This window comes from Lascolabacillus massiliensis (assembly GCF_001282625.1).
GTDB classification, from domain to species: domain Bacteria; phylum Bacteroidota; class Bacteroidia; order Bacteroidales; family Dysgonomonadaceae; genus Proteiniphilum; species Proteiniphilum massiliensis.
Genome location: NZ_CTEJ01000002.1, coordinates 1,590,291 through 1,603,979 on the forward strand (window position 1 = coordinate 1,590,291; position 13,689 = coordinate 1,603,979).

9 protein-coding genes are annotated in these 13,689 nt (G+C 40.2%); 4 read left to right on the plus strand and 5 right to left on the minus strand.

Annotated elements, in window-relative coordinates:
• Positions 1-14: 14 nt before the first annotated feature.
• Together pyrE and BN1354_RS11475 are read left to right on the plus strand one after the other, a co-directional pair.
• Complete coding sequence (gene pyrE / locus BN1354_RS11470) at positions 15-665, plus strand: orotate phosphoribosyltransferase (protein ID WP_053827179.1); 651 nt, start codon at positions 15-17, stop codon at positions 663-665.
• Positions 665-1,084, plus strand: a complete 420-nt coding sequence (locus tag BN1354_RS11475) for a hypothetical protein (RefSeq protein WP_053827180.1) — start codon at positions 665-667, stop codon at positions 1,082-1,084. The genes pyrE and BN1354_RS11475 overlap by 1 nt, the downstream gene beginning before the upstream one ends.
• 19 nt (positions 1,085-1,103) lie before the next feature.
• Here the strand turns inward: BN1354_RS11475 and BN1354_RS11480 are convergent, their stop codons facing one another.
• The 5 genes from BN1354_RS11480 to BN1354_RS11500 form a co-directional block, all read right to left on the minus strand.
• Complete coding sequence (locus tag BN1354_RS11480) at positions 1,104-3,527, minus strand: glycoside hydrolase family 95 protein (protein WP_053827181.1); 2,424 nt, start codon at positions 3,525-3,527, stop codon at positions 1,104-1,106.
• Positions 3,528-3,700: 173 nt separating this feature from the next.
• Positions 3,701-4,456 (minus strand): NigD1/NigD2 family lipoprotein, encoded by a 756-nt coding sequence (locus tag BN1354_RS11485; protein WP_052673221.1) that lies wholly within the window; start codon positions 4,454-4,456, stop codon positions 3,701-3,703.
• A gap of 135 nt (positions 4,457-4,591) precedes the next feature.
• Positions 4,592-6,430, minus strand: coding sequence for a YgiQ family radical SAM protein (locus BN1354_RS11490; RefSeq protein ID WP_053827182.1), 1,839 nt, complete (start codon positions 6,428-6,430; stop codon positions 4,592-4,594).
• Positions 6,430-8,154: a SulP family inorganic anion transporter gene (locus BN1354_RS11495; protein ID WP_053827183.1), complete on the minus strand. Its 1,725-nt coding sequence runs from the start codon at positions 8,152-8,154 to the stop codon at positions 6,430-6,432. Before BN1354_RS11495 ends, BN1354_RS11490 begins: the two co-directional genes overlap by 1 nt.
• 47 nt (positions 8,155-8,201) lie before the next feature.
• Positions 8,202-8,846: a DUF4294 domain-containing protein gene (locus BN1354_RS11500; RefSeq protein WP_082057403.1), complete on the minus strand. Its 645-nt coding sequence runs from the start codon at positions 8,844-8,846 to the stop codon at positions 8,202-8,204.
• A gap of 227 nt (positions 8,847-9,073) precedes the next feature.
• Between BN1354_RS11500 and BN1354_RS11505 the strand changes: the two genes are divergently transcribed.
• Positions 9,074-10,879, plus strand: coding sequence for an AMP-dependent synthetase/ligase (locus BN1354_RS11505; RefSeq protein WP_053827184.1), 1,806 nt, complete (start codon positions 9,074-9,076; stop codon positions 10,877-10,879).
• A gap of 51 nt (positions 10,880-10,930) precedes the next feature.
• The gene (leuS, locus tag BN1354_RS11510) at positions 10,931-13,684 is read left to right on the plus strand and encodes a leucine--tRNA ligase (protein WP_053827185.1); all 2,754 of its coding nucleotides are present in this window, start codon (positions 10,931-10,933) and stop codon (positions 13,682-13,684) included.
• Positions 13,685-13,689: the final 5 nt, after the last annotated feature.

Here is a 13,689-nt window from a genome sequence, read left to right on the forward strand (position 1 = left end):
AAGTCAATAAAAAAATGAAAAGAGTACAAAAAATTACGGCTGAGAAACTACTCAAAGTGAAGGCTATTAAGCTACAGCCTTCTAACCCATTTACTTGGGCATCAGGATGGAAATCACCTATCTATTGTGATAATCGCAAATTGATGTCATATCCACAAATTCGTAATTTTTTAAAAGTAGAATTTGCAAGGATAATACTTGAGAAATATCCTCAAACAGATGCCATAGCAGGTGTTGCTACAGGTGCAATTGCTCCCGGTACGCTGGTAGCAGATGTTTTGGGGCTACCTTTTGTTTATATCCGCTCCTCACCCAAAGATCATGGAATGGAGAATTTAATTGAGGGAGACCTTAAGCCAAAACAGAAAGTAGTTGTTATAGAAGATCTGGTGTCTACAGGCGGAAGTAGTCTAAAAGCAGTAGAAGCTATCAGAAGCAATGGTTCAGATGTATTAGGTATGATAGCAATCTTCACTTACGGCTTTCAGCACTCTGTTGATGCAATGCATGAAGCAAGGGTGGAACTTACTACATTGTGCAATTATGATGCAATTTTAGATGAGGCACTGGCTACTGATTATATTGACGAATCAGAACTTAAAACATTGCAGGATTGGCGTAAAGATCCCGAAAACTGGGGTAAACCACATAAAAATATTAAATAATGACAGAATTTGTCAGTGAATTAAAAGTAATTCAGCATTCCGATTCGGATATATTCAGGGTATTGTCGGATCTTCGAAACCTGGAATTAGTCAAAGGGATGATACCTGAAGATAAGATCAAGGACTTTAATTTTGATAAAGATACTGTATCTTTCACAGTAGATGCTATAGGTAAAGTTTCATTTGAAGTGATTGACCGTCAGCCTAACAGGCAGGTGAGATTTAAGTCGCTGCGACTTCCATTTGATATCATTATGGAACTTAATCTAAACTCTATAGCTGAAAAAGAAACCGAATTGTCGATGCTTGTGCAAACCAATCTGAATCCCTTTATGAGAGGAATGGTTGAGAAGCCTATGAAAGAGGCAGTAAACAGGATATCAGATGCGTTGACTAATTTACCTTACGACAAAATTTAAATTATATAAGAGCTGAATTTCAATTGAATTTCAGCTCAATTTTTTCCCCTGAGTTCATATTTAGGGTTATATAACTGCTGTCTATACTGATTTTTTTACCATTTGCAGTTACAGATGTAACATAATCGGGAGTTTTTATCTTAAAACTGTTTGACACTTCAGCTTTAATTATTGCTTCTGTTAATCTGCTATTTTCCCATTTGGCATCAATTTCAGCACCGCCACGGGCACGTAGTCCTTTGAAGCTCCCATCACTCCATTTCCCCGGAAGAGCAGGGAGTAGGTTGATATAACCGTTATGACTCTGTATCAGCATCTCAGCTATTCCTGATGTGCCTCCGAAATTACCATCTATTTGAAAAGGAGGATGAGCACAGAAAAGATTAGGATATGTTCCGCCACCACTTCTCATATTTACCCCATCACCATAAGCAGGCTCCAGTAAACTCTTCAAAAGCTTGTAAGCTCTGTCACCATCATGCAGTCTTGCCCAGAAATTTATTTTCCATGCTCTCGACCATCCTGTGCCCTCATCACCACGGCGGTTTAAAGTTTTTCTGGCTGCCTCTGCCAGGTCTGGTGTCACTTCAGGTGATATTTGATCGGATGGGTATAAGCCATATAGATGTGAAACGTGACGATGTTTAGGGTCCTGCTCTCTGTAATCTTCCAGCCACTCCTGCAGATAGCCGTTACTACTGATCTGCATAGGAGGCAATTGATCTATGACTTCTATGATCCTTTTTGTTACAAAATCTTCTATTTCAAGTATTTCTGATGCTTTCAGAGTGTTAGTAAACAGCTCTTTAATGATTTGTACATCCATGGTGGGACCCATACAAACAAAAACCGGTTCTTCACTATCAGGCAGATAGAATGCATTTTCAGGAGATGAGGAAGGAGCTGTTACCAGCCATCCATTTTTGGGTTCCCTTATCATGCTTGTTAGAAAGAATTCCGCTGCACCTGCCAAAATAGGGTAAACAGATCTCAGGTACTCTTCATCTCTGTTGAATGAGTAGTGCTCCCAAATATGTTCACATAGCCATGCACCTCCGGTATTCGTTGCTCCCCATGAAGCATGTTCACCAGGCGCAGTGTAATACCACGGATTACTCATCATATGCGCAACCCATCCATCTGCATTATAGAAGGTCTTTGCTGTTTTCTCTCCCGAAGGAACCAAAGCACGTGTAAAGTCGATCAATGGTCTGTGCAGTTCAGATAGATTGCACACTTCTGCCGGCCAGTAATTCATTTGCAGATTTATATTCAGGTGATAATCGCCATTCCACGGTGTTTGTAGTTGATTCGACCACAAACCCTGTAAATTAAGCGGCATACTCTTCTCATTGGTCCCACTTATCATCAGATACCTGCCAAACTGGAAGTAGAGCGCAGCGAATGCAGGGTCGTCATTCTCCTGGAAATTTATCAATCTCTGATTAGTAGAGGTTATATTGTCCTGTTCACCCAGATAGAGTTCAACCCTGTTAAATTTCTCCTGATACAGGTCCACATGATCCTGTTTAAGCTTATCAAATGATTCTCTTTTAGCCTCTGTGATTAGTTGCACCACAGTAGATTCATAATCCTTATCCATCATATCTGTAGATGTGGATACCAGAATTAATGCCTCATCTGCATTTGTAAGTACCAGCGATGATTCGTCCCAACTAATTTCACCTCCTTTATTAACTATCTCAGCAATAGTCAGATATTTCAGACCTTTATCGCCATCATAGCCATCATTAAGCTGACCTCTCATAATCAGCCTGTTTTTTTCAATTGTTACATCTGATCTTTCAGAGCGGTTCAAATTTAGTTTAAAAGAAACTGATCTCTTTAAGTCTGCTGATATTTTTATAACAAGAAGATCATCATCGTGAGAGGCAAAATATTCACGCTTATAATTCACATCACCCAATTCAAACTGTGTAGATGCAACTGCATTGTTCAGTGACAGACTTCTCAGATAATTCCTGACTGAATCATCTCTGTTGGTGTTGTGGTTATAACTATAATCGATATCCAGATCTCCAACTTTCTGAAAACAGCCATAAGGTGCATCTTTTCCATTACCGAAGGCAGACCCCTGTCCACCGCATCTGAAATGGCGATACATCAATTCCTGAGCTTCAAGATTCTTCCCTTCCAGAAGTAGATTTTGAATTTCAGGAAGATATTCTATAGCATCCGGATTAAACGCTTCGGGGTCTTCACTGCCCGACCACATAGTTATGTCATTTATAACAATCTTCTCTTTTTCTATACCACCATCAGGCATCATCCCAATTCTTCCATTGCCGAGTGGCAGCGTCTCTTCCCATCTGTTGGCGGGTTCTGAGAAATTGAGTGTTAATGTTTGTCTCTCTGTTTTATTCTCACACGAGCATAGAAATATTATTATACCTGCAAATAGTATAGATTGTAATTTAGTCATGAAACCGGATTATCTTTATTCTTTTGAAATATTACTATCAGTGAGTAAAATTAGCACATTCGGCAATAAGAAAAAAATAACCGGATGAACTCTTCACAGAGGTCATCCGGTTTTTGGAAAATCAAAAAAGTCATATAAGAAATAGAACTAATTAAATTGTGGTTTTTTAGTATTTAATAGTATTCATCTGATGTTGTTACAGGTATAGGAATCTCAGTCCCGGCTTGTAATGCAGGCTGATTATATCTGTATACCACATCATAAATCTTTTCTCTTGTATCGCTGTATGTTTTGTCTGTCCACTCTTTTACCTTAACTGATATCATAACAGAGTCGCTGTTCATTACTCGTAAAGGTCTTAAATCGAAGCAGACGAAACCTTCGTATAGTTTATCCGACTGACTTTCATATGCGTTGTGTCTGAATTCAAGTTCAATCACATCTTTGTCAGTATCAGGCCTTAGCTTGTTTTCAACTAAGTTTATAGCATGTGGCTGTTTACCACCATAGTTAAACATAAATGATGCATTAAGATAATCGCCACTAATCCATATTGAGTTTGTCTTAATTGGATCATCGCCAATAATTTCTTCATTATGGGCATTCAACTCAATTACCGGCTTAGTAAGTATTTTCCAAATGTCATTTATCTTCACATAGTGGTCATATCCATCTTTCTGGTCCGACAGTATTGTATAATTCACAAGCACCCTCTGGTGATTGGTGGGTAAAAAATTTACTGCTTTTGCTGCAGGCCAAAGTCTTTTACCATTATCAAGCTGCAGTGAGTAAGCATTATCCCCTTCATTTATAATCGTAGCAATATCAATTCCAAAGTTTCCAAGCGACTTCGAATTATCGTCACATCCGGTATTAATCAACAGGATTCCAATTATTGCCAAACCAATTATGAAGAGTTTTTTTTGCATATCACTCAGATCACAATTTTCACATTAATGACTGCTCACTTTTACAAGTAAGATGCATAAAACTCAAAAACGCTGCGTGAATTTATAAAAAAAGTACAGTTTTAACGATGTTTAACAGTGGTATTTCCCCAACTATTACTTTTTTTTAGGGTATAGCTTATCTATGATATCAGGTCTGTTTATCTTTTTAAGCTCTCTGATAATAGAGCCTCTGCTTTTCTGATCATACCAGAAGAAAAACTGGCGTTGAGCCAATTTCTGGTCTTTCGATTTTGCTGTGTAAACCTGTTGTAGTGTATAAGGATGGTAACCGGTATAATAGATTTCAGTTGCCAGTGTCATTGGCGATGGTGTAAAGTCCTGAACCTGCTCCAGCTTAAAGTCGAGATTCTTCGTAACCGCTGCCAGTTCTGCCATATCCTCTTCAGTACATCCCGGATGCGACGAGATAAAATAGGGTATAAGCTGCTGTTTAAGCTGATATTTATTGTTTAATTCATCAAATAGTCTCTTAAAGCTATAGAATAGAGAGAAAGATGGTTTGCGCATCACATTCAGGGTAGAGTCAGATGTATGTTCAGGAGCAACCTTGAGTCTCCCCGACACATGATTTCTTATTAACTCCTCAGCATACTTGCGGTTGGCACTATTCACCTTATTGTCATCCGACTTATGCAGCAGCATATCATATCGTACGCCACTACCTATAAAAGATTTTTTTACTCCCGGTAAAGCATCAACTGATTTGTAAATATCTAATAGAGCAGAGTGATCAATGTTCAGATTAAAACATACTTTTGGGAATATACAGGATGGTTTTTTGCACTTGCTGCAGATATTTAAATCCTTTCCCTGCATTTTATACATGTTAGCAGAAGGTCCTCCAAGATCAGTAATATAACCTTTAAAGTCGGGCATTTCAGTAATCTGTTTTACCTCATTCAGAATAGATTCTTTTGTCCTTGAGGCAATAAATTTACCCTGATGAGCAGAAATAGTACAAAAGGCACATCCACCAAAACATCCTCTGTGCATATTTACTGAAAATTTAATCATCTCATATGCAGGAATATGCTTCCCTTTATATTTAGGGTGAGGAAGACGCGTATAGGGAAGATCAAATGAAGCATCAATCTCCTCCTCTTTCATTGGAGGGTAGGGTGGGTTAACAATCAAAACTTTATCATCTACTGCTTGCAATATTCTTGCGGCAGATATGCGGTTCGATTGCTCCTCTACTACTCTGAAATTCTTTGCCTGCTTAAGTTTGTCCTTCAGACACTCTTCATGTGAAAAAAGTGCTACCTCTTCTTTGAAAGGATTTTCCGGTATACTTTTCTTGTTGATTAGGAAGGCCGACTGGGGCAGATCATATATTTCACTAATCTTTCTTCCCTCTCTAATGTTTTTAATAAGTTGTTTAAGTGGCAATTCGCCCATTCCATAAATCAGGAAATCTGCACCGGTTTCGGCAAGTATGGTTTTATGTAGAGAATCATCCCAATAGTCGTAGTGCGTAACCCGTCTAAGTGACGCCTCAATGCCGCCAAGTACAATAGGCACATCTGGATAGAGGTCTTTCAATATCTTTGAATATACAGTCACCGCTCTGTCAGGCCGCATGTCAGACCTGCCATCGGGAGTATAGGCATCGTTAGATCGTAATCTCTTGTTTGCAGTATAATGATTAATCATAGAATCCATTACACCTGCTGTAACAGCAAAAAAGAGGTTCGGTTTTCCAAATTTCCTGAAATCCCTTAGATCGTCACGCCAGTTAGGTTGTGGTACAACAGCAACTTTAAGTCCCTCCTTCTCCAGCAACCTTCCAATAACGGCAGTACCAAAAGAGGGGTGATCGATATATGCATCACCTGAAAACAGAATAACATCAGCCTCTTCCCAGCCCCTCAGATTCATCTCTTTCTTTGTTGTGGGGAGCCAATCGGTCATCTGTCTTCTATTATTTGTCATTAATGTACTTTTTTAGGCTTCTGTTCTTTCAAAACAGCATCCAGTTCAACAGCCTTCTCTACTGCCAGTTGTATATCTGAGCAAATATATTCCTCACCTATAAGCTCCGGAATATTAGTTTTGTTTATCTGTTCCCTTACACTTTCCCTAACACCCGATAATATTACATGAATCTTCTCCTTAATCGAATTCTTAATTAGTGCTTCCAGGTTATTTAACCCTGTTGAGTCGATAAATGGAACCTTACGCATTCTGATAATACGTATCTTATGATGCTCTCCAATATTACGCATCTTCTCATCAAACTTGTTTGCAACACCAAAGAAGAAAGGTCCTCTAATTTCATAAACCTCCACACTATCAGGCAGTAAAAGTTTTTCCTCCTCTGTACCCTCATGTCTTACCTCACTGTCAGACTCAATTTTAAGCTCACCTGTTGAATGAGATATTTCGGTATATTCGTTCATTCGTTTCAGGAATGCAAAAATAGCGAGCAATAAACCTACAGAAATAGCAACTGTAAGGTCAATAATAACAGTAAGCAGGAAAGTTGTCAAGAGGATTGCTTGAGTTGAACGCGACTGCTTCATCAGCGATACAAAAGTTCTCCACTCACTCATATTATATGCAACCACAACCAAAATCCCGGCAAGGCAAGCCATAGGAATATGTTTGGTCAGATCGCCAAGAAACAGCACTATAAGAAGTAAAACAATAGAATGAATAATACCGGCAACAGGAGTCCTTCCCCCATTGTTGATATTTGTCATTGTCCTTGCAATCGCCCCGGTAGCAGGGATACCACCAAAGAAAGGAGTAATTATATTCGCTGCACCCTGTGCAATAAGCTCCATATTTGAATTGTGTTTCTTTCCTGTTACCCCGTCTGCAACCGTGGCAGATAAAAGCGACTCAATAGCGCAAAGCATTGCAATTGTAAAAGCTGATGGGAAAAGAAGTCTGATACTTTCCAGATTGATTGCTATCTCCTTAATCTGCGGCAGTTCACTTTGAATATTAAATCTGTCGCCAATAGTCTCAATTCCCTCAATGTTTGCATAGTTCCTTAAGAAATAAACCACTACAGACATCAATATGATTGCAATCAGAGAACCCGGAACCCTCCTTGAAACCCTGGGAGTAAGAATAATAATAAGAACACTGACAACTGCAATAATTGTCACCCACCAGTTAACCGAGCTGAAATTCTGAAAATAGATACCCCATTTTTCTATAAAACCTGAAGGCAGTTTTGGTGTAGTAAGTCCAAAAAAGTCCTTAATCTGTGTAGAGAAGATTGTGAGAGCTATACCGCTTGTGAATCCCACAACAATAGGATATGGTACAAACTTAATAATGGATCCAAGTTTCAGGAAACCCATAACAACAAGCATTACCCCGGCGAGTACAGTTGCTATGGCAAGTCCAGGGATCCCATACTGTTCAACAATCCCGTAAACTATTACTATAAAAGCACCGGTTGGACCACCGATCTGTACAGTGCTTCCTCCAAGAAAAGAGATGATAAAACCTGCTATGATAGCGGTGAATATACCCTTCTCGGGTGTTACACCTGAAGCAATACCAAATGCAATTGCAAGAGGTAAAGCAACAACACCAACAATCAATCCTGACATCAGGTCTGCCAGGAATTTTTCTTTGTTGTAATTCTTAAATGTTTGAAATAATGTGGGTTGGAAATCCTTAAGTGAATTTATTCGCATAAATTATATCATGAAACTATAATGAGGAGCAAAGATACAAAAAAATATCAAACTACCCCTTGTTCCACGAGCACACATACACGTTCGGTTATTCTGTCTTCACCATAAGGATTATAGCGCACTTTCAGACTATTACCAAACATCCCTGCAAAAAGATTGTAACTCCAGGCCTTGAAGCTTCCCATGAAAGCATCAATAATGTGATATGAAGATGAATTGGTTTCTCTGTCAACCAGTTTCATCAGCAGCTGCCCCTGGGATTTAGTCAGCTTCTTCATTTTTGGAGTGTACGCATCTTTCAGATACTTCTCCATCTTATTAAGATGCTCCTGCCTGGCTTTATCATCAGGCAGCGTCTCCATATACTCGTATGTCTCCGTAATTATTCTTGCAATTTCCTTGGCATAAGGTAATGTTTTCTTTACATCTCTAACCAGCTTTAAATAAGCTATCTGATCTTTTGTGCTGCGGAATGTAAGGGGAGAATATTTTATAAAATCTCCAAGCCACATACAAGCAATGGTGTCTCCCTCCATTACAACTGCCGGATATACGTTAGGCATTAGATATATTGTTGATAATGGAGCTCTCTTATCAGGAGTTATATTTGTGGCATAATACTCCTGCGCTTTAACCGCTGGCGGTAAAAGCGATATAATTAGAACGAGTGAAACGATACCAAGTCTTTTCATAATGGTACAAAGATAATTAGTCGTTTTAATTTTCAAAATAAAATCTCGTTAAGTGTAGTTAATTAACCCTCGAGTTTTAAGAATGTTATGCAGATTTGGTTTACGAAAAACGGACAGCTATTTGTTTATTAGATCAGCAAAAAAGTATCACTTTAATAATAAAAAGATGAGTTTGTATTTAAATCACGATAATAAAATGTATTTTTGAAATAAAAAGATTTACTGCTATGACATATTTCCATTTAGGTGAGCTCGTTTTCAAACAGGCTCAGAAATATAAAAACAGAACTGCTTTAAAGTATCAGGATGCAACAGGTGCATGGGTGGATATGTCATGGGACCTGTTTGCCGAGAAGGTGACAAAAACGGCACAGGCAATGGCCGAAATGGGAGTAAAGCCATATAACAACGTGGGCATCTACTCACAGAATATGGAGAAGTATCTGATCACAGATTTTGCAGCTTTTGCCAACAAAGCAGTTATGGTTCCTATGTATGCAACCTCCTCCCCAAGTCAGGTGAAATATATAGTGAACGATGCAGAGATAAGTCTGATTTTCGTTGGAGAACAATTTCAGTACAACAACGCTTTTAAAGTTCAGCAGGAGAGTCAGTTCCTCCATAAACTGATTATCTTCGACAGAAATGTTGTTTTGCAGCCTGAAGACAAAACCTCGGTCTATTTTGATGATTTCATAACCACGGGCGACAACTCTGAGTCGGTTGCACTTGTCAATGCCCGCATCAGGCAGCTTAAGGATAGTGATCTTGCAACTATAATTTACACATCAGGAACAACAGGCGAGCCTAAGGGTGTTATGCTTACGCATGCAAATTATCTTAAGGCAATGAGGATTCATGATATTAGATTAACCAATCTTTCTGAAAAAGATCTCTCGATGTGCTTCCTGCCACTTACACATATTTTTGAAAAAGCGTGGACAATCTACTGCCTGCACAGAGGAATTGTTGTAGCCATAAACAGAAACCCCGCCGAAATAAGGGAGACAATAAAGCAGGTTAGACCAACAATTATGAGCAATGTCCCCCGTTTCTGGGAGAAGGTCTACGATGGTGTTAAAGAGACAATAGATTCATCTTCAGGTGTTATCAAGTGGCTGTTTACCGATGCGGTAAAAACGGGAAGGCGGCATAATCTCGACTATCGCAACAATGGTCGTAAAGCTCCACTGGGCAATAGCATAAAATTCTTTCTATATAAACATACTATCTACTATCTTATCAAGAGGATAGTGGGTATCGACAGGGGTAATTTTTTCCCGGTTGCCGGCGCACCCCTGTCAGATAATATAAATGAATTTCTGCAGTCGATCGATGTTCATATAGTTTATGGATACGGACTCACAGAAACAACTGCAACAGTAAGCTGTTTCACCTTTCCCGGCTTTAAAATAGGCACAGTGGGCAAGGTTATGCCTGATACCGAGGTAAAAATCGGAGAAAACAGCGAGATACTTGTAAGGGGAGGAACTGTTATGAGCGGTTACTACAATAAGCCTGAAGCAACAAAAGAGGTCTTCACAGAAGATGGTTTTTTCAGAACCGGAGATGCAGGCATGCTCACTGACGATGGTGAAATTATTCTCACCGAGAGAATCAAAGATCTGTATAAAACATCCAACGGAAAATATATAGCTCCTCAGATGATCGAAACCCGTATAAGCGAAGATAAGTATATCGATCAGGTAGCTGTAATAGGAGATGAAAGAAAGTTTGTAAGTGCACTGATCATTCCAAACTATTTAGCACTTAAAGCATATGCAGACAGTCAGGGCATACCATATGAATCCACCGATGATTTAGTGAAGAATGATGTTATTCACGATTATGTTTTCGGTAGAATTGAGCTGTTGCAGTCACAGTTTACCAATTATGAAAAGATTAAAAAGATCACACTGCTGCCACAACCATTCAGTATCGAGTCAGGGGAGCTTACAAATACCCTTAAACTCCGCAGAAAAGTAATTCTTGAACGTTATGCCGATATTATTGATCAAATGTACATCGACTAAAAGTAAATAAATCATTATCTTTGCACCGTTTTTTTAATAGAAGTAAAGGTCATGGATTACAATTTCAGAGAAATAGAAAAGCGGTGGCAAAAATATTGGGTGGAAAACGGAACTTATAAAGTAACCGAAGATAGTTCCAAACCTAAGTTTTATGTATTAGATATGTTCCCATACCCCTCAGGAGCTGGTCTCCATGTTGGGCATCCACTGGGATATATAGCATCAGATATTTATTCAAGATATAAGCGTTTGCAGGGCTTCAATGTGCTGCACCCAATGGGTTATGATGCATATGGACTGCCTGCAGAGCAGTATGCCATACAAACTGGTCAGCATCCTGCAGTTACTACCGAAAATAATATCAACCGCTACCGTGAACAGCTCGATAAGATAGGGTTTTCTTACGACTGGACACGTGAGGTTCGTACATGTGATCCTGATTACTATAAATGGACTCAATGGGCATTCATTAAGATGTTTCACTCTTACTACTGCAATCAGGCAAAGCAGGCACGGCCTATTGCTGAACTGATTGAAGTGTTCTCAAAGCAGGGAACTGCCGGACTCGACCTTGCATGTACAGAACCAATGGAGTTTACGGCTGAGGAGTGGAACAGCAAATCAGATAAAGAGCAGCAGGAGATCCTGATGAACTACAGGATTGCCTACTTAGGTGATACAATGGTAAACTGGTCGCCCGACCTGGGAACAGTTCTTGCCAACGACGAGGTCAGCGAAGGTCTCTCAATCCGTGGCGGTTTCCCGGTGGAACAGCGTAGAATGCGCCAGTGGTGCCTTCGTGTCTCTGCATATGCGGAAAGATTGCTTGAAGGGTTGGATAAGATTGATTGGACCGACTCACTGAAAGAGACTCAGCGCAACTGGATTGGTCGCAGTGAAGGTGCAGTAATGCATTTCACCTCTTCAAATGGTGTAACCTTTGATATATTTACCACAAGAGCCGATACAATATTTGGTGTAACTTTTATGGTGCTGGCACCTGAAAGTGAGCTTGTTGATCAGCTTACTACTGAAGAGCAGAAATCTGCTGTTAAGCAGTATGTAGAGAACACCAAAAAGAAGACCGAACGCGAACGTATAGCTGACAGGTCGGTCTCAGGCGTCTTCTCCGGTACCTATGCAATCCATCCGTTCACAGGCCTGAAGATTCCGATCTGGATCTCTGACTATGTACTTGCCGGATATGGAACAGGAGCAATAATGGCAGTACCGGCGCATGATAGTCGCGACTACGCCTTCGCAAAGCATTTCAATCTTCCAATCATCCCGCTTATCGAGGGTTGCGATATCTCTGAGGAGAGCTTCGATGCCAAAGAGGGTATTATGATGAACTCCGGTTTCCTGAATGGACTTACCGTTGCACAGGCTATTCCTGCAGCCATTGATGAGGTTGAGAAACGTGGATTGGGTTACCGCAAAATAAATTATCGCCTCCGCGACGCTATATTCTCAAGGCAGCGTTACTGGGGCGAACCATTCCCAGTATATTATAAAGATGGCATGCCATACACTCTTGATGAGAGTGAGCTGCCTCTCGAACTTCCGGAAGTTGATAAATATCTCCCCACTGAAACGGGCGAACCTCCTCTGGGAAGGGCAAAAGAGTGGACCACCAAAGAGGGTTATCCGCTTGAACTTAATACTATGCCGGGGTTTGCAGGCTCATCTGCCTACTACCTCCGCTATATGGATCCTCATAACAACGAAGCTCTGGTATCAGAGAAAGCAAATAGCTACTGGAGAGATGTTGATCTCTATATCGGTGGAACAGAGCATGCAACAGGACACCTCGTTTACAGTCGCTTCTGGAACAAGTTCCTTTTCGACCTTGGCGTCTCCTGCGAGGAAGAGCCGTTCAAGAAACTGGTTAACCAGGGTATGATTCAGGGAAGAAGTAATTTTGTTTATCGCATAAAAGGTACAAACACCTTTGTTTCACATAATCTCAAAGATGAGTATGATGTCACCCCTATTCATGTGGATGTAAATATCGTACATAACGATGTTCTTGATATCGATGCATTCCGCGAATGGAGTCCCGAATATAAGACAGCCGAATTTATACTTGAAAAGGGTAAATATATTTGTGGCTGGGCAATAGAGAAAATGTCCAAGTCGATGTACAACGTAGTCAACCCCGACGATATCGTTGAAAAGTATGGAGCCGATACCCTACGCCTGTATGAGATGTTTTTAGGGCCCCTTGAGCAGTCGAAACCGTGGGACACCAACGGTATTGATGGTGTTCACCGATTCCTGCGCAAGGTGTGGAATCTTTTCTATAAAGAGGATGAGCTTAATGTATCTGATGATGAGCCAACAAAAGATGAGCTTAAAGCACTTCATAAGCTCATAAAGAAAGTGTCCTACGATATCGAGCATTTCTCATACAACACTTCGGTATCAGCATTCATGATATGTGCAAACGACCTGACATCACTGAAGTGCAACAAGAGGGCAATTCTGAGTCAGCTCGTTATCTGCCTTGCACCTTTTGCTCCACATATCTCAGAAGAGCTGTGGCATGCCCTTGGCAACGAGAGTTCAGTTTGTGATGCCCAGTGGCCCGAATGGAACGAGGAGTACCTGAAAGAGGATGTTTTCTCCTATGCAATATCATTTAACGGTAAATCGCGCTTTGTGCTGGAGTTCCCTGCCGAAGCAACCAACGAGGAGATCGAGGCAGCAGTTCTTTCTCATCAGAATTCACAAAAGTGGATAGATGGAAAAACGCCAAAGAAAGTTATTATTGTCCCTAAAAAAATCGTCAATGTAGTTCTTTAATAAAA